At 49.4% G+C, this 22,733-nt stretch carries 17 protein-coding genes; 7 read left to right on the forward strand and 10 right to left on the reverse strand.

What is annotated here, in order from left to right:
- Nucleotides 1–97 precede the first annotated feature (97 nt).
- The gene (locus tag FHW36_RS25405; RefSeq protein WP_145673336.1) at nt 98–1,711 is read left to right on the forward strand and encodes a sigma-54-dependent Fis family transcriptional regulator; all 1,614 of its coding nucleotides are present in this window, start codon (nt 98–100) and stop codon (nt 1,709–1,711) included.
- On the opposite strand, the gene FHW36_RS25410 is transcribed toward FHW36_RS25405, so the two are convergent.
- From FHW36_RS25410 to FHW36_RS25455, 10 genes are all read right to left on the reverse strand, one after another.
- Nucleotides 1,708–2,340 carry a TMEM175 family protein gene (locus tag FHW36_RS25410; protein ID WP_145673338.1) on the reverse strand — a complete coding sequence of 211 codons (633 nt, stop codon included), beginning with the start codon at nt 2,338–2,340 and terminating at the stop codon, nt 1,708–1,710. The two genes, FHW36_RS25405 and FHW36_RS25410, sit on opposite strands and share 4 nt — an antisense overlap.
- An 8-nt stretch (nt 2,341–2,348) precedes the next feature.
- Nucleotides 2,349–3,713 (reverse strand): sigma-54-dependent transcriptional regulator, encoded by a 1,365-nt coding sequence (locus FHW36_RS25415; RefSeq protein ID WP_145673340.1) that lies wholly within the window; start codon nt 3,711–3,713, stop codon nt 2,349–2,351.
- Between the two features lie 4 nt (nt 3,714–3,717).
- Complete coding sequence (locus tag FHW36_RS25420; protein ID WP_145673342.1) at nt 3,718–5,973, reverse strand: tetratricopeptide repeat-containing sensor histidine kinase; 2,256 nt, start codon at nt 5,971–5,973, stop codon at nt 3,718–3,720.
- Between the two features lie 4 nt (nt 5,974–5,977).
- Complete coding sequence (locus FHW36_RS25425) at nt 5,978–6,658, reverse strand: YoaK family protein (RefSeq protein ID WP_145673344.1); 681 nt, start codon at nt 6,656–6,658, stop codon at nt 5,978–5,980.
- 26 nt (nt 6,659–6,684) lie between these two features.
- Complete coding sequence (locus FHW36_RS25430; RefSeq protein ID WP_145673346.1) at nt 6,685–7,158, reverse strand: Dps family protein; 474 nt, start codon at nt 7,156–7,158, stop codon at nt 6,685–6,687.
- Between the two features lie 9 nt (nt 7,159–7,167).
- The gene (locus tag FHW36_RS25435) at nt 7,168–7,599 is read right to left on the reverse strand and encodes a DoxX family protein (RefSeq protein WP_145673348.1); all 432 of its coding nucleotides are present in this window, start codon (nt 7,597–7,599) and stop codon (nt 7,168–7,170) included.
- A 10-nt stretch (nt 7,600–7,609) separates the two neighbouring features.
- Nucleotides 7,610–9,487 (reverse strand): amidohydrolase, encoded by a 1,878-nt coding sequence (locus FHW36_RS25440; RefSeq protein ID WP_145673350.1) that lies wholly within the window; start codon nt 9,485–9,487, stop codon nt 7,610–7,612.
- Entirely contained in the window at nt 9,480–10,247 is a 768-nt protein-coding gene (locus tag FHW36_RS25445) for a M17 family peptidase N-terminal domain-containing protein (RefSeq protein WP_222429183.1), read from the reverse strand. The genes FHW36_RS25440 and FHW36_RS25445 overlap by 8 nt, the downstream gene beginning before the upstream one ends.
- A gap of 19 nt (nt 10,248–10,266) precedes the next feature.
- Nucleotides 10,267–11,559, reverse strand: coding sequence for an alginate export family protein (locus tag FHW36_RS25450; RefSeq protein WP_145673351.1), 1,293 nt, complete (start codon nt 11,557–11,559; stop codon nt 10,267–10,269).
- A gap of 122 nt (nt 11,560–11,681) precedes the next feature.
- Entirely contained in the window at nt 11,682–12,314 is a 633-nt protein-coding gene (locus FHW36_RS25455) for a hydrolase (protein WP_145673353.1), read from the reverse strand.
- Nucleotides 12,315–12,562: 248 nt separating this feature from the next.
- On the opposite strand from FHW36_RS25455, the gene FHW36_RS25460 reads away from it, so the two are divergent.
- From FHW36_RS25460 to FHW36_RS25485, 6 genes are all read left to right on the forward strand, one after another.
- A complete protein-coding gene (locus FHW36_RS25460) occupies nt 12,563–13,831 on the forward strand; it encodes a Gfo/Idh/MocA family protein (protein ID WP_145673354.1) in 1,269 nt (422 codons plus the stop codon).
- A gap of 75 nt (nt 13,832–13,906) precedes the next feature.
- The gene (locus FHW36_RS25465; RefSeq protein ID WP_145673356.1) at nt 13,907–14,509 is read left to right on the forward strand and encodes an RNA polymerase sigma factor; all 603 of its coding nucleotides are present in this window, start codon (nt 13,907–13,909) and stop codon (nt 14,507–14,509) included.
- Nucleotides 14,510–14,581: 72 nt separating this feature from the next.
- Nucleotides 14,582–15,748 carry a FecR family protein gene (locus FHW36_RS25470; protein WP_145673358.1) on the forward strand — a complete coding sequence of 389 codons (1,167 nt, stop codon included), beginning with the start codon at nt 14,582–14,584 and terminating at the stop codon, nt 15,746–15,748.
- A 241-nt stretch (nt 15,749–15,989) separates the two neighbouring features.
- Nucleotides 15,990–19,259, forward strand: a complete 3,270-nt coding sequence (locus FHW36_RS25475; protein ID WP_145673360.1) for a TonB-dependent receptor — start codon at nt 15,990–15,992, stop codon at nt 19,257–19,259.
- A gap of 24 nt (nt 19,260–19,283) precedes the next feature.
- A complete protein-coding gene (locus tag FHW36_RS25480; protein WP_145673362.1) occupies nt 19,284–20,732 on the forward strand; it encodes a RagB/SusD family nutrient uptake outer membrane protein in 1,449 nt (482 codons plus the stop codon).
- Nucleotides 20,733–20,745: 13 nt separating this feature from the next.
- Nucleotides 20,746–22,731 (forward strand): FAD-dependent oxidoreductase, encoded by a 1,986-nt coding sequence (locus tag FHW36_RS25485; protein WP_145673364.1) that lies wholly within the window; start codon nt 20,746–20,748, stop codon nt 22,729–22,731.
- Nucleotides 22,732–22,733 lie beyond the last annotated feature (2 nt).

Below are 22,733 nucleotides of genomic sequence, written 5' to 3' on the forward strand. Positions count from 1 at the left end.
ATGCAACTTATTGGATATCAATTTTTAATGAGAATTTGACGAAAGTGCCTTCTTACGATATATCGTAATTTTATGAAAGCTTTTGTATTATTGTAGAATGAACACAGATACCCATGCTAAAAACGATGAATTTGAAACCCTCCTTTGTTTTTCCAAAGCAGTTGCCGCTGCCAGGCACCGCTCCGATCTTTGGGAAATTGTCAATGAGCAATTGCTGGAAAATATTGGCGCCAGTTATTATACGCTTTGCCTGATCAACGAAGATGCCATCACTCACTCGCCATTTCTATATAGCCCGAAAAATAAAATAAAGACTGTTACCGGCGAAAGCCCGGTGATGCTTCAGCTACATCCCATTCATGACGGGATATTTGACAAGGCCATTGAGGAGGAAGAGCCGGTAGTATTCAATATGCAAAGCCTGGTGCGCCGGAAAGGAGTTCCCACCTATATCATACACTGGTACAACGCCGGCGTGAAAGAAATGATGCTGGTTAGGATTTGTAATGGGAAAGAACCCAAAGGGGTACTGTACCTGTATGCGTTGAAAACGGGTGTTTTCCTGCAAAGCCGGTTCAGTTTTTTTAAAGGTATTGCGGATCAATTGGGGACGGGAATATCTAACATACTTGCCAATGAAACAGTTGAATTACAACTGGAAGAAATCCGGAAGTACAAAACCCAGCTGGAGCAGGAGAACAGCTATCTGAAAGAAGAACGAAGGAAAGATAAACAGCTCACCGGCAAAGCTATTGGTAAGTCTGCCGCTATGGGAAAAATATACGATCTCGTTTCAAAGGTGGCGCCTTCGGATGCTACGGTATTAATCCTGGGAGAAACAGGGACAGGGAAGGAACTGATTGCACACCAGGTACATGAGGCCTCTCCGCGGCACGACAAACTCATGATCAAAGTAAACTGCGCTGCTATTCCGGCCAACTTGTTGGAAAGCGAATTGTTTGGCCATGAGAAGGGGAGTTACACGGGAGCCCTGGAGAAGAGGATCGGCAAGTTTGAACTGGCCAATAACAGTACGCTTTTCCTGGATGAGATAGGGGAGCTGCCGCTGGAAATGCAGGCGAAATTGTTGAGAGCTTTGCAGGAAAAAGAGATTGAAAGAATTGGTGGAAAATCGGTGATAAAAGTCAATGTGCGCATCATCGCCGCTACCAACAAAAACCTGGAAGCAGAAATTGTGGCTGGCCGTTTCCGGAGTGATCTATACTATCGCCTCTGCGTGTTCCCGATCTCCTTACCACCCTTGCGGGAACGCAGAGAAGACATACCTGAACTGGTTTCCTTTTTTATCGAAAAATATGCGGTCGGCAGTGGTAGAAAGGTAACAGGCATTGCCCCAAAAGCACTGGAAAAATTGAAGGCTTATTCCTGGCCGGGGAATATCCGGGAATTGGAGCATTTGATCGAAAGAACGGTGCTGCTTACTGCTGCCGGTGCTATTACAGAAGTGAGCCTGCCTACCAGGAATAAAATACTGTTTGCCTCACAGCACCCTGAAACGCAGGTACGTTCATTGGCCGACGTAGAGCGGGAACACATCCTGAAAATGGTGAAGTTGTCGAAAGGAAAGATATCCGGACCCAATGGTGCCGCCGCCAAATTGCAGCTACCTTCTACCACCCTTATCTCAAAAATGCAGAAGCTGGGTATCAGGAAAGAACATTTTATCGATACCGGGAAAGAGCACGACTAAGGCCGGTTAGCGAGGCTGGTTGACAGATCCAGCCTGCGGGAAGTGAACGCCCAATATGTCCAAAGCCCCGCGCATAATATTAAAGCGCCGCCAGGCCAGCAAAAGGAAAGCAGAAATGCTGATAAATGTACCGGGATACCATACTGATAATTTCTCCTGATTTTTTTGATAGCTGCAGTACTGATTTCCGGTCGCAGCAATGTTCGGTTCCGGCTGGCAATGCCCCATAACAAGTTAAAAGCGAGGTTAATCAACACAAACAAGCCGGTGTAAACAGCTACCGCCACTGTTACTGACGGCGTGCTATAATATCTTGCCAGCAACGCAGTAGGATAGGAGATACAAGTGGCCAGAAACAGGATGAGTCCATTGGCAAACATCAGCGTACTGTTGCGCCGGTAGATCTGTTTAAACATTTTGTGATGGTTGACCCACATAATGAAAATACTGAAGAAGGAAAGGCTGAATGCGAGAAAAGAAGGCCACTGTGCCAACAGGCTGTTTATCAGCGCCTGCCGGCTATTGTTGGCTTCGGCAGCAGGAATGCGAAGTTCTAACACCAGCAGGGTAATGGCGATCGCAAATACGCCATCGCTGAATCCCTCTATTCTCGCTGTTTCCTTTTCCATGCAGTGGACTATTTATAGGTAGTTTTTATACCCAGTTTTTTCATTTTTGAATACAGTGTTTGTGCAGATATATTGAGAATATCTGCGGCGCCCATACTCCCCGACACCCGGCCATTACAGGCTTTCAGGACTTTCATAATATGGGCTCTTTCCATTTCTTCCATTGTTTCCAGCTTTTCTGCTGTTTGCAGGAGTGGTATTTGTATAGCCGGGATATCTATCACATCAATTTGTTCTTCGGCTGTCAGGATAAACTGTCGCTCTAACACGTGTTCGAGCTCCCTGATATTGCCGGGCCAGTCGTATTGCCGGAGCGTTTGCCAGGCCGCCTCGCTGACACCGGGCATTTTTTTGCCGGCTCTGTCTGAAAATTTTTTAAGGAAGTAAAGCGCCAGCGGATGAATGTCTTCTTTATGTTCGCGTAACGGCGGTAAGGCAATGGGAAATACATTGAGCCGGTAGTATAGATCCAGCCGGAATTTTCCTTCTGCTACTTCTTTTTCCAGGTTCCTGTTGGTGGCTGCAATCACGCGTACGTCGACCTTAATTAGCGGACCGCCGCCCAGCCTTTCTATCTCTCTCTCCTGGAGGGTGCGGAGCAGCTTTACTTGTGCATCCAGCGGAAGTTCCCCGATTTCATCCAGGAAGAGGGTGCCGCCATGTGCTTGCTCAAATTTACCGGTACGTTTTTGAGCGGCTCCTGTAAATGCACCTTTTTCATGACCAAACAGTTCCGATTCCAACAAGGTAACGGGTAGCGCTGCACAGTTGACGGTGATAAACGGTTTATTTTTCCGGAGTGAATTTTTATGAATGGCGCGGGCGAAACGTTCTTTGCCAGTACCGCTTTCGCCGAGCAGCAATACAGAGGTATTGGTGGTAGCCACTATCCTTGCCTGGTCCTGCACTTTTTTCATGGCATGGCTGTTGCCGATGATGTCCGGATCAAACATCGTTTCCACTGGCGCAGGAGGCGTTTTCCTGATCATGCCGGTTTCAACCCCATGGCGATAGCGGGCAATATCGAGCATGACGAAAAGGTCCCGCTCACGGAATGGTTTCACCAAAAAACCATAGGGCTGGGTGGCCTTGGCGGCTTCCAGTGTCTGTTGGTTAGTATTGGCAGAAATGTACAGGAAGGGGATATGCAGCTGCAATAATTCTTTGGCCAGTTCAATGCCGTTGGTAGGCGTTTTCAGGATGATGTCGAGCAGTACCCAATCGGGCTTTTTTTCTGCAATAAGCACCCGGGCTTGTTCTACGGAAGCGGCGATGCCGCATACATCGTAGCCGCCTTTTATCAGCATCATTCTCAGGTCGTTGCCTACGATGAACTCATCCTCTACGATCAGTATTTTTTCTTTGTCAGCCATACTTTTAGTTTACCTGGTTGATGGATCTTGCTAAAAACAGCACCTGTATAGAAACGCCTGCCGGGTCGCTTTTGATGTTGAATGTACCTTCCAGTTGTTCTGCCAGCCCTTTCATGAGGCTCATGCCCAACGAGCGTGATTCTTCCGGAACAAAGTGCGCAGGTAGCCCAACACCATTATCCGAGATGATAAGCGAGCAACATTGCGCGTCATCTTTTTGGCAGGTGATCGTCACTGCGCCTTTCTGGTTGCCGGGAAATGCATATTTGAAGGCATTGCTGACGGCTTCATTCAGAATCAATCCGAGTGGAACGGCCTGTACTACGTCCAGCAACATCACATCGCTGTTGATGGAGAAAGATATCCTGGAGCCGTTATCGAAGCTTTCCTGCATAAAGCCGGCCAGTTCCCGGATATACCAGTTCATATCGATGGCGCCGAGGTTGTCGGTGTGATACAACCGCTGATGGATCAGCGACATGGCATACATGCGATGCTGGCTGTTCTTGATGGCGGCAATGGCATCGGCGTTGTCGAGGTACAGGGACTGGGTATTTAACAGGCTGATGATGATCTGGAGATTATTTTTTACGCGGTGATGTATTTCTTTCAACAGCCATTCTTTTTCATTTACCAGTTTTTGTAGCAGTTCGTTTTGTGTATTGATGGCTTCCTGCTGTTTTTCCAGCCGGAAGGTGGTTTTCTTCTTCAGCCGGTATCGGTTGTACAACAGGGCCAGGATGAGTAGCAGCATACAAATACTTCCCATGATCACATTACGGAATACCTTCTCTTTTTGTAAGGATACTTCCTGCAAGACACTTTTCTGGGTCAGCAGCTGAATGTCTTTATCTTTTCTTTCTGTTTCAAATTGCAACCGGAGCACGTCGAGCTGTTTGCTTTGGTTGGTGCTGGTAACGGAGTCGGACAGTTGTTTATAACGCTGAAAGTGGGAGAGGGCAGCGGAAAGGTTGCCCAGTGCAGAGTCAGTGCGGAAAGCCAGATAGGCTGCTTCTGCCTGTCGTACCAGCCCTGCAGGTACTTCTTTCATATCTTGCTGATACGCTGCGAGGTATTGGGCGGCATCTTGGAAGCGGCCCACTTCCTGCAGATAAAACGCTATCGCCAGGCGCACTGCCTGAACAATCCCCCTGTTGATAATTCCTTTTTCAAGAATAGCTTTCAGTTTTTCGTAATGAGGGGCGGCTTTTTGGAACGCATGCAATGCGAGATAGTCTTTCAGGTAACTTATTTCCGCTTGTACCGTTTCCATTTCCCCTGAGATTGCGCCCAGGCTTTCGGCAATACGTAGCGTATCCAGGCTACGGCTGTACGCGCCCCGAAGCCGCAATGCGTCGGATATGTTTAACAGCATCGCTTTAACAGTGCCTGTATCATGAAGGCTTTTTGCATGGGCCAGCGCCTTGTTGAAATAATCGAGTGCCTGGTCATAGTAATGCACGCTGTAGTAGTTCAATCCCACCCGGTTGTAGATGGTAGACATCAGGGGACCCTGTTCGTCTAGCTTTTCCGCAGTTTCTACAGCCAGCAGGTTATAACGGAGAGACTGAACAAAGTTGTTGGACCCATGGTATACTTCTCCCAAAATAGAATACAGGCCCTGTAATCTTGGATATCCTTTCTTTTTATAGATGGCCAGGGCTTCTTCGAGCACTTCCTGTGCATGGACATAATCTCCGTTTACCTGCATCAGGTCTCCGATGAATTCTTTTAGCTTGGCGGCCGACAAATCATCCCCATTTTCCAGGTAGATGTCGGCACCCTGTTGATACAGTTCAATTTTACGGGGTAGATCATTGCTATTATTGGAGTAAGTGCCGCCCAGTTCAATGATGGCCTCTGCTTTTTCTCTTATTGTGCCATATTGGGTGAGTAACAGCACGGCTTCTTTACTGCTCGCTCTTCCCTGGTCAGCACGTCCTGATTCACGGAAGGCCTTGGCCCGCAGCAATTTGCTCAGGCCAAGACCTCTGGTGTAATTAATTTGCCGGCTCCTGGCTTCCATTTGATCTGCCATGCGAAAGCCCATGTTCATGTCTTCTTCCCTGGATTCAGGTTTATCAAGGAATGCTTCGCCTACGCGCAACATCCGGGCAATAGTGGCGGTATCCGCCTGGCTATTGCGGAGCAGTTCATTCGCTTTTTTAACGTCTGTATCCGACTGGGCGTAAGCATATGCTGGCATTAGCAGGCATATGAATAATACCTTCCACCGGGAGTCGATCATGAATTGTAGCATAGGTTTATCCTTCCGATTTTTGTCCCTGCAGGTAGCATACTATGATGGCCACTCCGGGTAACATCATCGCGCTTAATCCCACCCAACGGGAGAGCAGGGCGCCAATGATACAACCAGCCAGGAAACCGCCAATGGTGACAGTCTGCTTCTGCAGGCCTGACAAGGACTCATTCCCAGAAATGCCTTTCCGGATGATATTTCCCAGGTCCAGCGCAGCCTGTGTAACATTGCCGGTCATCATGGTGGTAGGGCCATGTGTTTCTTTGGCAAAAAGTTTTCCGAATGCATTCTGCAAGCCCATTCCCAGCACTGTTGCCATTACGATGACGTATGTCACCAGCTTGTCTTCCCAGGTGGTTAAAAGAGGCAGCAGGAACGCTGCTAATCCGCAAACCAGCAAAATTAGGCCTTCTACCAGCAAAATCCGGTATTTTTTAGGAGATTTTTCTGCCAGCCAGCCGCCTACCATCACAGCGATAACAAATACCGGGAAAGTGATCAGCTTTATCCATGCGGCAGCACTGGTATTCCCAGATGATACCTGTGCGGCAAACACAATGAAGTTGCCGGTAACATGGGCGGAAAAAATGGAATCGCCGGATACAAAGGTGGCGGTATCGCAATATCCCGCCACCCACGCCAGCAGGAAGGTAACCCAGTTGATACTATGTTTTTGTTCTGTCATGCCGGGGATCTGTTTATATGTGTATTTTATTCCAGGTGTGCTCTGAGCATCCACGCCATTTTTTCGTGCGTTTCCATCAGCCCTGTGATATAATCGCTGCTCCCTGCATCATGAAAGGCGGTCGCATAATCATTAATATTTTCCCGCAGGTGTATCAGGATGCTTTCATGGTCGTGCAGCAAGTCTTTGATAAACCCGGTACTATCATTTTTTTCGCGGCTCATTTCTGAGAGATGGGTAAGCGACAGGAATTCTTTTAACGTAGCTGGTGGAAAGTGGCCCAGGGTGCGGATCCGTTCTGCCATATCATCGATGATCTCTTCCAGTTGCTGGTACTGGCTTTCAAAAAACAGGTGCTTGCTATGAAAGTCGGGCCCCGTTACACACCAATGTGCTTTACGTGTTTTGGTGTACAAAATAAATTCATCTGCCATTATTTTGCCGAGTGAATGAGATACGGCTGCGAGATGTGCTTGTTTAATGCCAATGTTGACTTGCATGTTGAAAATTTAGAAAAGGTGATATAAAAGTTGTACGTCGATAGAATAGCGGCCGGGTCCCAGCACCAGCAGCAGTAAAAGTGACAGGGTGTACATATAGGGTACATCCCGCACTTCAAGATTGTCGTTCCGGTGTACAATAAAATAGCCGATAGCCGTTACACCGATGGTAGGCAGGATGGCGAGCCGGGTAAACAGTCCCAGGGCCACCAGGAACGGAACGACGGTGTCAGAAAAGGTGGCTACCAGCCCGTTCAGCTGCTCCGGCAGGTGCAGTGGATTGGGAACATGTTCCCGCTGGCCATTTTCCAGGCGGAATTTTTTCATACCATGTACCCGGAACAACTCAAAGGCCAGCAACACCCGGAAGGCTAGCAAAGCATAATTGTTGACGGTATTGCCGGCATCTGACAACAGTATATGGCGGATGATTTCGTTCATAAAAGATAGTTTAGAAAGCAAAACAGGAACAACCAAATACGCCCCAGAATGCACTGTAATTATTAACAGGAATATTGCTTAGTCTCGCTGTATTGTGCTCATGTCCATGAACGTTGCAGCTGCCGGCGCAACAATGTACCTGGCCCGTAACAGCAGCTGTTACGGGTACAGCCTTGCTTTTCGCACCGACATAATAGCCGCCGAACTGTTTCACCGGCGACCAGTCGGGCAGCACTGGAATAGGAGCAGGAGAGAAACGGGAAAACTCGCCACTGCTGAATACAATTTTCCCACCTACGATGGTCAATACTGATTCAATGTATTTGATAGCTTCTTCCGGTACGTCAAAAAAGTCGGCATCGAGTACGGCCAGGTCCGCGAGCTGCCCCGCTTTAATACAACCTTTGCTATCCTGCTCCCCGGAAAACCACGCACTTCCCCGGGTGTATAATTCAAGGGCTGTTTCCCGGCTTAGTTTAGTGGTATCATCGTACAGCTGCTGGCCACCCACCGTTTTGCCGGCAGATAGCCAGTATAGCGCCACCCATGGATTGTAGCTACTTACGCGGGTGGCATCTGTCCCTGCGCCCACCGGCACGCCCGCCTGTAGCATCCGCTTTACCGGCGGCGTGTGTGCGGCGGCAGCTTTTCCATACCGGTCGGTAAAGTACTCTCCCTGGAAGGCCATCCTGCTTTGCACAGCAATACCGCCGCCCAGCGCTTTTACCCGGTCTATGTTCTTTTCATCGATGGTTTCCGCGTGATCAAATATCCAGTGAAGTCCGTTGAAGGGAATATCCCTGTTCACTTTTTCGAAGACATTCAGAAAGCGGGTGATGCTTTCGTTGTAAGTGGCGTGCAGGCGGAAGGGCCAGCGGTTTTCCACCAGGTGGCGCACTACTTTTTCCAGGTCTGCTTCCATGGTTTCCGGCAGATCGGGCCGCGGTTGCAGGAAGTCCTCAAAATCGGCCGCGGAGAACACCAGCATTTCACCGGCGCCATTGTGCCGGTACATGTTATCTCCCTGGTGGAGTGTTACGGTGCTGGTCCAATTACGGAAATCTTCCAGTTCTTGCTTAGGCCGTTGTGTAAAGAGATTATAGGCAATACGTACCGTGAGTTGTTGTTTTTGATGAAGCTCACTGATCACCTGGTAGTCATCGGGGTAGTTCTGAAACCCGCCACCGGCATCAATTACGCTGGTGATGCCAAACCTGTTCAGTTCCGTCATAAAGTGACGGGTGGAGTTGACCTGGTGTTCGAAAGATAGTTTCGGTCCTTTTGCCAGGGTGGAGTAGAGGATCATCGCATTGGGACTGGCCAGCATCAATCCGGTCGGTTCGCCGTGACTGTTTTTTTCAATCACGCCACCCGGAGGGGCAGGGGTATCTTTGGTAAAGCCCACCGCCCGCAGGGCTGCACGGTTCAGGAAGGCGCGGTCGTATAGGTGCATGATGAAAACGGGTGTATCCGGTGCGATCGCGTTGATTTCTTCCAGCGTGGGCATTCTTTTTTCTGCAAACTGGTGCTCTGTCCATCCACCTACTACCCTTACCCACTGCGGAGAAGGAGTGATGGCTACCTGTTTTTTCAACATGGCCAACGCGTCGGCGAGGGAAGGAACGCCATCCCACCGGAGCTCCAGGTTATAGTTGAGGCCACCGCGAATGAGGTGGATATGAGAGTCGTTTAATCCCGGAATGACACGTTTCCCTTTAAGGTCTATTTGTACGGTTCCGTCTACGCCGTATTGCTGAAGAATGGTTTTATCATCGCCTACGGCAACAAATTGACCATCGCTGATGGCAACAGCGGTAGCCCGTGGTTGAGATGGATCTACGGTATGTATTTTTCCATTGTATAAAACGATGGCAGCTGCTTTATTCATGAGTGGGTGTTGATTGGTGGAAGGATGTAATGGCCGCCTGGATGCCTTCTCCGGCAATTTCAAAAAAAGCGGGTCCGGCCAGCAGGGTGGCTTTTATGACCGGTTTTGCAGGGGCAAGGTGATGTTGTTGCAGGTAGCGTTGGGTGCGACAGGCGTTGATGATGCCTTTGGTGACATTGCCCGCTACCAATGCAGTAGGGGAGTCGATGCCGGCGTCTTTGATATCACTGGCAAAGGCAAAGCTGGTGACACCCATATGGCTGGCTTCCCGAAGCGCCACTGCGCCCACATTGATCATCATGTCGGCATTGAACTGATGGCGGTTACCCAGGCCAATCAGCAGCAGCCTGGGAGCTTTCAGGGCGCCTTTAGGAGGCGTGATCAGCAATGTTTCCAGGTAATGGCCTTCGAATTTTCCACTTTTTCTCAATTCGGTGATCTGTCCTTTTAATGCCTGGTCGAGATGAACCATCCCGTTGAGCGCAGCCGGTAAAGCCGGTGGATTGAAGATATCTCCCTCCGTATATTCAAATACGCAGGCCACCTGCAGGGGGGCAACAGCGGCGCCAGGGCCTTGTACCAAGCCTATGATGGATATCCCTTCCACTTTGCCCCATACTTTTGTGGTGCCTACAGGAGTAGTTTTAACAGCATCAGCTGTATGCTGAGCCATCAACGAAACAGCCTGCAGCAGGAGAAAGGAGGCACTCATAAACGTGATGAGTGCTTTGCGATGGCGGGTAATAAATGTGTTGTTCATGGTTTATCGTTTTTATAAGCTAAAATTTGAAACTGAGCCGGGTGTTGATGAACAGGCCATCCTTTGGCGCAGGTGTCATATCCCGGATAAAGGCGCCCGGCTGGAAATATTGAATGCCGGAGTTGAATGCGATAAATTTGTTCACGTTGTATACAACGCTGGCGAGATAAGCAGTGCCGATATGCCTTTCCGCGGAGGTGGCGCCAGGAAGATTGAATCCGCCGCTGGGTCTGTAGATGCCATCCTGGAGAGAGTATCGCCAATTGAGCACTACATCCGCCTGCGCGACTATCTTTTCGCTGATGTTGACAGTAACGTACGGGTGCAGATCTATGAGGTTTACCGGGCCGATTTGTGGGCTGAATCCGAAATAGCCACCTTTGGGATAAAGGGGGTTGAAAGACTGGAGGTTTCCATCTCCTTTACGCCGGTCACCTGAAATATAGTCATTACGCAGGCTGATAGCCGGTTTTCCGGGAATGTTCTCAAACAGGTAGCCTGCTTCGACGGAGGTGGTCCAGGCGTTGATAGCTCCATTTCCAAAGGAGCCGAATTGCCAGGCGGCTTCGAGGTTGTAAATAAATCCGCCACCGTAACGCCATATCCTGGTGCCCATGGTATGCCGCAGCTCGCGGTGAAGGCCTTCTTCGAACAAGGACTGGTCACGCTTAATACCGATGTAATACAGGTCAATATTGGGGAAGGCGGGAATAATGATCTTACTGTATAATCCCCAGAGATTTATTGCTTTGCTGGATGTATTATCAAAAGCGCCGGTGTTGATGGTATCCGCCATCATGGCAAATCCGTCGATACTCCAGTGGGAAGTGGAATACATTAGTTTGGCTCCATCGAAATACAGCCGGAGGTTAGGCCCTTCTCTGACGGAAATGAGCCTGCCGCTTCCATAGTCGAGTTCCTGCCTGCCGGCGCGGAGCACGAGCTGCTGATCTTTTCTTTTAATGAGTGTGGCGTCAACGAATAAATTTTGGATGTTCAAATGGTCTTCATCAATAGGGCGGGGGCCATTTTTTCTCCCGGTTTCCCAGGCGCTCCTGATTTGTGCAAAAATCCTGAACCGCTCATGCAGGTGGAGGTCTGCGTGAAGGTCATAACGTTGCAGGAGAAAGCGATTATGCCCAATGCCCAGCCGGCCCCAGTCTTCGTTGTTAAAGGCGACATACTCCATCCTGGCAGCTCCCCCGAATGAAACGTAGGCGCTGCCATCTTTGGATAAGCGATGGTATTTTATTTTCCGGTAGAAATTACCGGTGGAGTCTTTGAGGAAGGAATTGTCTTCGTCAAAGCGCATTAGTTTAAAACTTTGTCCTGCTGTCCGGATAACAGGTGAAAGACAAACTATAACAAGTACGGTTATACGAACGAGACGGGAGCGGCTGTTTGCAGGCAATTGGAAAAGGTTTTAACGGATAGTTAGTGTTTCAGCATATTGTGGGCGTAATGGATACCAATACCATAAGCACCGCCATATTTTTTCATGAGATCAGTAACCGGTTGATAAGTTTCCTGGCGGGCCCAGTCGCGTTGCAGTTCCAGCAGGTATTGAATGGAAGTCATCGGTTTCACGCCGGCATGTACCATTCTCTGAACGGCGCGTTCATGGGCTTCGGTGCTTACATCGCCACAGGCGTCGGTAATAACATATACATCGTAGCCTTCATCGAGTGCAGATAAAGCCGGGCCTACAATGCAAACGCCTGTCCACAGTCCTGCCATTACCAGTTTCTTTTTTCCTTTTCCGACAATGGCTTTGTAAGCGGCTTCATCTTCCCAGGTATTCATGGAAGTGCGGTCGATATAGCCGGAAGTAGCCTGTGGGTAGAATGCTTCAATTTCCGGAAATACCGGACCGGAGAAAGATTGTTCTGCTACAGTGGTCACCACGGTGGCAACATTAAATATCCTGGATGCACCGGCAATGATGGCCGTATTGGTTCTTAGCTCACTCAAAGCAATACTTTTGGTAGCAAAGCCCATTTGGCCTTCAAAATCGATCAGGATAAGTGCATGGTTGTCGGGAGACAATAAGTGGGTAGATGGTTTCATTTTAAAAATTTGCTCCCGTTGAGGCAATTCAGGTGCCTGTTTATATGTTGTTGATAATCAATTAATTGTTGGTGTTTTGATGAATTTGTTTTTTACGTTATTTCGTAAAATTATGAAGAGCGCAGAGAAAATGTGCGTCTTTTACGAGGGAGATGGAGGCAACAAACTATTGCATATCGATTTTTAATGTATTAGTTTAAGTGCCAAATTTGTTTCCTCCTCTTTTTCGTTAAAACCTTATTTAGCCAATGAGCAAAAAAATAACATCCAGAAGAAAGTTTTTGCAGAACGCCGCTGCATTGTCCACCTTTTTTATCCTGCCAAGGCATGTATTGGGCGGAAAAGGATTCCTGGCGCCGAGCGACAGGATCAACATTGGTTTTATTGGCGCCGGTCACCAGGCAATAGGGTTACGCGACCGCTTTAAGGCAACAGACCAGGTGGAGATATTGGCGGTAGCGGACGTATATCAGCGCAAGGTAGATGAATTCATTAAAGCGTTGGGCGAGAAGCGGGGTAAGGCCTGTAAAGGGTATGGTGATTTCAGGGAGATCTTACAGCGGAAAGATATCGATGGGGTAGTGATTGCCACCCCCGACCACTGGCACGCCGTGATGGCGGTGCAGGCAGCTGCCGCGGGCAAGGATATTTATTGTGAGAAGCCGCTGGCGCTGTCGGTGAAAGAAAGCCGGGCAATGGCCGATGCAGCAAAAAAATATAAACGTGTATTCCAGACCGGTAGTATGCAGCGCTCCGCGCGTGAGTTCCGGCAGGGAGTTGAGCTGGTGCGTAATGGTTATATCGGTGATATTAAGGAGATCAAAATCAGCGTGGGGGATGGGCCACGGCCATTTGACCTGCCAGCGGAAACGTTGCCGGCTGATCTCAATTGGGAAATGTGGCTGGGTCCAAACGAGTATGTACCGTATAATAACAAACTGAATCCTTATCCCAGTGCTTCACTGTGGGCGGAATGGCGTTACTACAAAGGTCTTGGAGGCGGTTTCCAGGCCGATTGGGGCGCGCATATGTATGACATCGCGCAGTGGGGCCTGAACATGGATCATTCAGGACCGGTAGAGATCTATCCGCCGGATGGCCAGGAACATCCTTACCTGACTTATGTTTACCAGAATGGGGTGGTGATGACGCAGCATGATACCGGCAAGAAAAATATTGAATTCATCGGCACCAAAGGAAATATTGTTATTGAGCGCGGTAAGCTGGAAGCGAATCCGTTGGCGCTCCGGGATACGGTTATCGGCGACGGGCAGCAACGGGTACATTTCAGTGATAACCATTACATCGACTTTTTGTCGGCCATGCGCGACCGGTCGAAGCCGGTAGTCGCAGATGCGGAAACCGGGCACCGGACTTCTTCCGTTTGTGCGCTGGGTAATATTGCCTATGAGCTGAAACGCCCGCTGAAATGGGATCCTGCCATGGAGAATTTTTTAAACGACAAAGAAGCAGATCAGCTATTGATGAGGAAGTTAAAAGGGGAGTGGACTATCTGATGATGATCGGACAATAGATAAGTTTTATTATTTTTGAAACACCGGGAAGAACAGAGGTAACCGGCTATTCCAACGATGCAAGCAATTCCACCAAGTGAAAATGAACTACTGAAGCGATTGGCTGAGGGCGACGCCACGGCGTATCGTGAACTGTTTGTACGTCATTGGGATGCCGTGTATTCTTCCGCGTTACTGCTTTCCCGTTCTCCTGATATAGCAGAAGATATTGCCCAGGAGGTGTTTGTAACGCTCTGGGAAAAACGTGCACAACTGGTGCAGGTAGAGAAGCTGGAATCTTATTTTTTTGTGATGGCCCGCAACCAGCTTTATAGCCGCTTACGTAAATTATCCTCCCAGGATGCTTACCGGCGGTACCTGCTCGACTATCAGCAGGAAGTGGCTCATTCAGGGGCAGAAGCCAGGGCAGAGTTCAAAGAGCTGGAGGGCGCCATCCATAGCGCTATCCGCCGTTTGCCTCCCCAGCAACAGAAAGCCTTCCGGATGAGCCGCTTTGAAGGTAAAGGGCATGAAGAAATTGCGCAGGCCATGGGCGTATCCCGCATTACTATCAAGAGTTATATTGTACAGGCGTTAGCCTCTCTCCGTAAATTCCTCGCACATTATCCCGGTGTTCCGCTGTTGTTGTACTGTGCACTGCAACCTGTGGTTGGCGGGTAAAAAATTTTTTCCAACCGGCACCTCCTTCTTTTCTATCCGGGCGTCTTTACTATATAACGTCGTATACCGGCTATGGAATCAACACCTTTATCAACCCTGATCACACGATACCTCAACGAGGAGCTGAGTGAGGAAGAAACCCTCCAACTCTGGGAATCCCTGCGGGAAGGCCATGCACAGGAGGAATGGCAGGAGGCCCTGTTGGCCCTGTTGCAGGATAAATCCCGGCATGGTTATGCCGACCCGGAGCGGATGGAACAAATATATGCTGCCATCCGGCCTGCTGAAACGACCGTCGTACCAGTGACCCGGCGCCGCTGGATATATGCGGCTGCCGCCGCTGCGGTCTTGCTGGTAATCGTTGGTATGGCAGCCATGTTCCGCCACTTTCGAAGCCCGCAACAGCCAATAGCCGTTTATACGCCATCGCATGGTGTACTGCCCGGCAGTAACAAGGCGATACTCACCCTGGCCGATGGCAGTACCATTACGCTCGACAGCACCGGCAACGGCGCGATTGCCCGGCAGGGCAATGTACAGATTGTACAGGTAGGTAGCGGTCAGCTGGCTTATAAAACCAATGGCAGCAATACCTCCGGGAGCCAGCAATACAATACCCTTTCCATTCCACGTGGAGGGCAATTCCGCATTAACTTACCGGATGGTACCAGGGTTTGGATCAATGCCGCGTCCAGCCTGAGTTACCCAACCGCCTTCACGGGGGGCGACCGTACTGTACAGCTCACCGGTGAAGCTTATTTTGAAGTGGCCGCCATGCCGGAAAAACCTTTCCATGTAAAGGTGAACAACATGGATATACAAGTGCTGGGCACCCACTTTAACGTAATGGCCTATACGGAGGAAACAACCATTAAAACCACATTGCTGGAAGGCGCCGTGAAAGTGAATACCGGCAGTAAGCAAACCATGCTACACCCGGGTCAGCAGCTGCGGATGGACCGGCAAGGGCAGTTGGCTGTTATCGACCAGGTAGATATGGATGAAATCATTGCCTGGAAAAACGGGTACTTCCAGTTTTATCATGAAAAACTGCCGGGTGTATTACGTCAAATCTCCCGCTGGTATGATGTAGACATCGCCTACGAAGGTGGTATTCCTGACCGCGAATTCGGCGGCAAAATTTCCCGCAACAGCAGCATAGAAGATGTACTGAAAATACTCGCGTTAAGTAAAGTTCATTTTAGGATAGAAAACAAGAAGATCATTGTAATACCATGAAAACAAACGTTATGAAAAATGAGTAATTAACATCACGGGGCTCAAAAAGAAACCGGAAGTGTTGGAGCACTCCCGGCAGGCGTTTGGGTAACCCATGAAAACCGTTCCACGGCTCTCTCTCCCTGGTTTTTATACCGGGACAGGGCTTTTATTACCCAAACAATTCAAAAGTATGCAATTTAATTCTATTTGCAGGCCACCGGTCCATCAACCAAACGGTATCGCCAAAATGTTTCTGGCTATGAAATTGTCAGCCGTCATCTTACTATGCGCCTGTTTACAGGTAAGTGCCAGGGGCTATTCCCAGAATGTATCCCTGACTGAAAAGAATGTGCCACTTGAAAAAATTTTTCGTGCTATTGAAAAGCAAACCGGGTACGTCTTTTTCTTCGATCATCGCCTGCTCGACAATGCCAGCCGGGTGACCGTTGACGTGAAATCGGCGCCCCTGGAAAAAGTACTGGAGCTGTGTCTCCGCCAACAGTCGCTCGCCTGGAGCATCGTGGGACAGAACATTGTCATAGAGCCGGCTGATATCAAACGAAGCAACCAACCTGCCGCGCCACCCCAGGAACAGCAGGAGGTAGGCGGGCGTGTAGTGGGCGCCGCCGGAGAACCGCTGCCCGGCGCCACCGTGGTGGTAAAAGGCACCAAGACCGGCACGCAAACTAACACCGATGGCTATTTTAAATTAACTGCTCCCCGTACAGCCGTTCTCGTTATATCCTATATCGGTTATAGGCCCCAGGAGGTATCGGCCGCTGGAAAGCAACCGCTACAGATCCGCCTGGAGGCCGACGTTAACAACGCTACTGAGGTAGTGGTGATCGGCTACGGCACCGCCAAAAAGAGCGATCTCACCGGCTCCGTATCACAAATAAAATCTGCCGATATTACCGCGCAGCCTAATACCAATGTGATGCAGGCGCTCAGTGGCCGCGCGCCGGGCGTTCGTGTGATCCAGAACAATGGGGCCCCCGGCAGCGCTATCAGTGTGCGCATCCGTGGAATTAACTCCATCATGGGGGGAAACGATCCGCTATATGTCATCGACGGATTCCCTTATAATGGCAATCCCACTTTCTTACAGCCTTCCGATATCGCATCGATGGAGATCCTCAAAGACGCTTCTTCCACAGCGATCTATGGCTCCCGTGGCGCCAATGGCATCGTGATCATCACCACTAAAACCGGGCGCAAAAAAGAAGCTACCAACGTGGAAGTAACCGCCGGCTATACCATTCAGTCTGTTTCCCGGAAAATGAAACTGATGAATGCACAACAATATGCCACACTGTATAACGAACAGGCGGCAAACGACGGCCTGGCGCCTTATTTTACGAAAGGACAGATCGACACGTTCGGTCTGCATCCAGGCACCAACTGGCAGGATCTCGTCATGCACAATGCGCCGATCTATAATACCAGCGCCACTGTCAGTGGTGGCTCAGACAGAACCCGTTTTTCTCTCTCTGCCGGTATGTTCCTGCAAGACGGTATTGTGCGGAACAGCGACTATAAACGCTATTCCGTTCGTGGTAGCGTAGATCACGACATCAGTAAAATTTTCAGCGTGTCTTACAATGCTACACTAACGCGAATGGATACACGCAGTCAGAATTCGAGTCTCGGTAACCGGGGTAGCGACCTCATTTCTGCTATGCTCATGGCGCCGCCCACACTCACGCCTTATCTGCCCAATGGCAGCTACCGCCGGCTCAATACAGCATATCCTTTTATCTCCAATGCGATCATCAATCCAATGATACCGCTCAACGAGATTTCCGACCGCCTCAAAGGCGACCGTGTATTTTCCAATGCAGCGCTGACTATCAAGCCCTGGGCAGATCTGTCTTTCCGCATCTCGGGTGGAATCGATAACCTCAACGACAGGTCTGATTACTATGCCAATATTGAACCTTCTACCAACTCTGTAGGATCGGCCACGGTTAAGACAACGCAATCGACCAGCCTGCTCAATGAAAACGTATTGACCTATAACAAAAAGATCGGCATACATAGCATCAATGCCATAGCCGGTTTTACTTACCAGGATTTTGTGCGTACCACCATGAATGGCTCCGGTATCGGTTTTCTCAGCGATGTAACGCAAACCGGTTCTCTCGGTAGCGCAGGCACACCCGGTGTTCCGGCCAGCAGCTACGAAAAATGGGTGCTGCTCTCTTACCTGGCCAGGTTGAACTACACGGTGATGGACAAATACCTCTTTACCGTGAGCGTGCGCCGGGATGGGTCTTCCCGTTATTCATCGGGTAATAAATGGAGCAATTTCCCCTCCGCCGCTATCGCCTGGAGAGCTGGTGATGAGCCCTTCCTGAAAAATTCAAATGTTATATCTGACCTGAAAGTGAGGGCCAGCTACGGTGCTACCGGTAGTGCGGCGATCAGCCCCTATCAAACCATGAACCAGCTGACGCCTGGCAACACTATTTTTGGGGATGCATTGTATACCTCTTTTGCTCCCGGTACGGTGATGCCTGGCAACCTGAAATGGGAAACTACCTACCAGGCAGATTTTGGTGCAGACGTATCGCTGTTTCATGATCTGGTACACTTTACGGCAGATTTCTATCATAAAAGAACAAAGAACCTGTTGAATACTGTGCAATTGCCCGCTTCTATGGGATACCGCATGACCTTCCAGAATGTTGGCGAGATGGAAAACAAAGGGATGGAATTTGCTGCCGATGTAAACATCTTGCAGAAGGCCGTTACCTGGAATGTAAATGCCAATATCTCCTTTAACCGTAACAAGATTGTAAAATTGTACAACGGACAGGATATCTTCGGCAATACATTCTATACCGGTTCACTGAATGATTATGTAAACCTGTTGCGGGAAGGCCAGCCGTTTGGCATCTTCTACGGCTACGAAGAAACAGGTTATACCGATAAAGGTAATCTTCAATACGCCGATCTTAACAAAGACGGGAAGATCAGCGCCGCCGATAAAACCTACATTGGCAATCCGAATCCTGACTTTACCTACGGCTTCAATTCAGTGACCAGCTATAAGGGATTTGAACTGTCTGTCTTTATCCAGGGCTCCAAGGGCAACGACATTTTTAACCTGAACAAAGCCGCCACCCTGGATCTGGGGATGGGTCTGAACCTGCCGGATGATGTAGCTACTGACCACTGGACGCCGGAAAACACCCACACCAAATATCCAAAGATCACCCGTACGCTGGCGGGAAATGTATCTACGCGCTTTGTAGAAGACGGTTCTTACCTGCGGTTTAAAAACATACAACTGGCTTATAACATTCCGCTGGAGAAAATGCATGTGAAGTGGTTTAAGAAAGCACAGGTATATGTGAGTGGACAAAACCTGATCACGATCACCCGTTATTCGTGGTATGATCCGGAAATTAACGCCTATGGATCGCTGACAGCGCCCGGCGCTCTCAGCTCGGTAAACCAGGGTATTGACTATGCTACCTATCCCACCAATAAGTCAGTAACGTTTGGTATCAGGTGTGGTTTTTGATTTTCCAATCTTTCAATTCTTGTTATGAAATATAATATCCTCGCTATATTGTCAGTGCTGCTGTTTGCTTCCTGTGCTAAGTTGCTGGAAGAAAAACCACAATCGATCGCTGCAGAACAGTTTTACAATAATGCGGCCGAAGTGCAGGCCGGTTTGAATGCTATTTATACGCCTATACGCGTGGGAGGCTCCCTGGGAGCGCTCTACCAGGTGCAGCAGGAAATCTATACCGAGTACATGTATGGTCGTGGCAGCCATGCGCCGTTGAATGATTACATGGGACTCGATAATAATAACATCACCCGTACCAACGATATGTGGGCGGCATTTTATGAAGCGATCCGCAATGCCAATATCGTGATCCAACGGACGCCTGCCGGTAAAAATCTCCCGGATGCAGACAAAAGCAAGTTCCTCGCTGAAGCGAGGTTTATGAGAGCCTTGTTGTATTTTTACCTGGTGCGCAACTGGGCGGGTGTACCTATCCGCACGGAAACCAATATGGATTCGCTGAATGTGCCGAGAAGCTCCAAAGCAGCCGTGTACCAGCTGATTACGGACGATCTGTTGTTTGCAGAAGCCAATCTGCCAGACGCTGGCCGCCTGGTAGGCGCCCCCTCCAAATGGGCGGCGGAGACAGTACTCACCGATGTATATATGAATCTTGGCGACTACCAGAAAGCCCGCGACAAAGCGCTGGCCGTAATCGGGTCCAATAAGTTTTCGCTGGTAAATGTAACCGTGCCGGCTGATTTTGATAAGCTGTTCGGTCCTGATATTATTACTACACCGGAAGAAATTTTCTATATGAAGTTTTCCCGGCAGCCCAACGGACAAGGGTTTCAGTATCCTATGTATGCCCACTACCCGGGAGCCGGATACTATCCTCCCGGAGGATATTACACCCTGTACAGCGATGCGGTGAATAATACTTTTATACGTGACTGGGACAAAAAAGACCTGAGATATGATTTTAACTGGTATGTACAAACGTTTGGCCTGGGATCAAGTACTATCCTGAATAAAAAATTCAGCGACAAAACTACTACCACAGCTGCGGGCAACGATTATCCCATGTACCGTTATGCGGATCTGCTGTTGTTTTATGCCGAATGTGACAGCCGTGTCAATAACGGTCCTACGACCGATGCATTGGAAAAGCTGAACATGGTACACCGGCGGGGATATGGGAAGAACCCACTGGTGGCAGATGCTACGATTGATTTTAAAATGGCAGACTATGGAAGTCTGCAGGTATTCATCGATCAGGTAGTAAAGGAACGCGCCTATGAAGATTGCGGCGAAGGCAAACACTGGCTGGACCTGAAGCGACTGGGTATTGTAAAAGAAGTGATTAAGGCGGTGAAAGGAATTACGGTAGCAGATAAGCATCTGCTGTGGCCTATTCCCACTACCGAATACAACTATAATAAAGCGATTGACCCGATCAAAGACCAAAACCCTGGCTATTAAAAAAATGACGACTATGATAAAATCAATCAGATTGTGCGTACTGGCTATTTGTTGCTTGTTAACCATGCCAGCCGCCTTACAGGCCGGTACACCCAAAGAAGTAGACATCTGTGTATATGGTGGAACTTCCGCCGGCATCATGGCGGCATACACCGCCAAAAAATTACATAAATCCGTATTGCTGATAGAGCCTGGCAAACACCTGGGCGGGCTTACCACCGGCGGCCTGGGCTATACGGATATCGGTAATAAATATGCTATCACCGGCCTGGCCCGTGATTTTTACCGGCGTATTGGTCAGCATTACGGCAAGTTTGAACAATGGATATTTGAGCCGAGTGTGGCTTCGCAAACATTTGATGGCTACCTGAAAGGCGCCAACGTGGAAGTGTGGACGGAACATCAGCTGACAGCTGTGCATAAGGAAAATGGCTACATCCGTGAAATTACGGTGCAGGGAACATCTCCCATCGTAGTAAAGGCGCGCGTGTTTATTGATTGTTCCTACGAGGGCGACCTGATGGCGAAAGCCGGCGTTTCGTATACTGTAGGTCGTGAGGACAACAGCGTTTACCAGGAAACCTATAATGGTGTGCAGCTGAGGGATAAACACCAGTTCCCCGAGGGAGTAGATCCCTATAAGACGCCAGGGAAGCCGGAGAGTGGCCTGTTGTGGGGAATCAGCCCTGTATCTTTATTGGCAAAAGGTACCGGCGATAAAAGTGTACAGGCGTATAATTTCCGTATCTGTCTCACCAACCAGGCTAACAACATGATCCCCATTACGCAGCCGGAAGGATATGATGTTTCCCGGTATGAGCTCTTGTTGCGTGTGCTGGAAAAGACGCCTGCCAAGGGCCTGGGGAGTTTCCTGAAGTTTGACCTAATGCCTAACGGTAAAACAGATATCAACAATAACGGCGCATTTTCTACCGATATGATAGGGATGAATTACAACTATCCTGAAGCAGATGCGGCTACCCGTCAGCAGATTATCCGTGAGCATGAGCAATACAACAAAGGCTTGTTGTATTTCATTGGCCATGATCCGCGCATGCCGGAGCATTTACGTCGTGAGATGTTAAAATGGGGATACCCTAAAGATGAATATATAAACAACGGGCATTGGTCGCCCCAGCTGTATGTGCGGGAAGTGCGCCGTATGGTAGGCGCGTACGTGATGACGCAGGCCAACTGTGAAGGTCGTGCCACCGTGAACGACGGCGTAGGCATGGCGGCATATACGATGGATTCGCATAACTGTCAACGTTTGGTAGTCAACGGTATGGTGAAGAACGAGGGCGATGTGCAGGTGGGTGGTTTCGGCCCGTATCCTGTTTCCTATCGTGCATTGATTCCCAAGGCAGGCGAGTGTGCCAATTTGCTGGTACCGGTTTGTTTGTCGGCCTCCCACATCGCCTATGGCTCTATCCGGATGGAGCCGGTATTTATGGCGTTGGCGCAATCGGCGGCTACCGCTGCGGTGGTGGCTATCGATAGCCGCGTGTCTGTACAGGAAGTATCTGTAAAAAAGGTGCAGCTATTGCTGGCTGCCAATCCGCTGGCAGACAACAGTACGCCGGAAATCCTGGTAGATAATGACGATACTGCACATGTGCAACTGCAGGGCGATTGGAAGAAAGAGACAAGAGGAGGGTATGGTCCTTCCCTGTACATAGATGATAGTAAAGGCAGCATGCAGAAGTGGGTACGTTTTATACCAGATATTCAGCGTGCGGGCGAATATCATATTTATAGTTATGTGCCGAAACAGGGCAGCATGGCTACGGTTACCCAGGTGCGGGTATTTGATGGGAAAAAGCTGACGCCGGTGAAGGTGGCAGCAGATGCCATTAAGGTAGAAGGCCAGACTTCCGGCGAATGGGTATCTTTGGGTACTTTCCGGTTGCCGACAGGAGAAAAGGCATACGTGGAAGTCAGCAATGCAGGGGCTGATGGAGCCGTGGTAGCGGACGCATTGTTGTTTATTGCCAGGTAGAT

Origin of the sequence: Chitinophaga polysaccharea, from assembly GCF_007829335.1 — a bacterium.
In the GTDB taxonomy this organism is placed as follows: Bacteria; Bacteroidota; Bacteroidia; order Chitinophagales; family Chitinophagaceae; genus Chitinophaga; species Chitinophaga polysaccharea_B.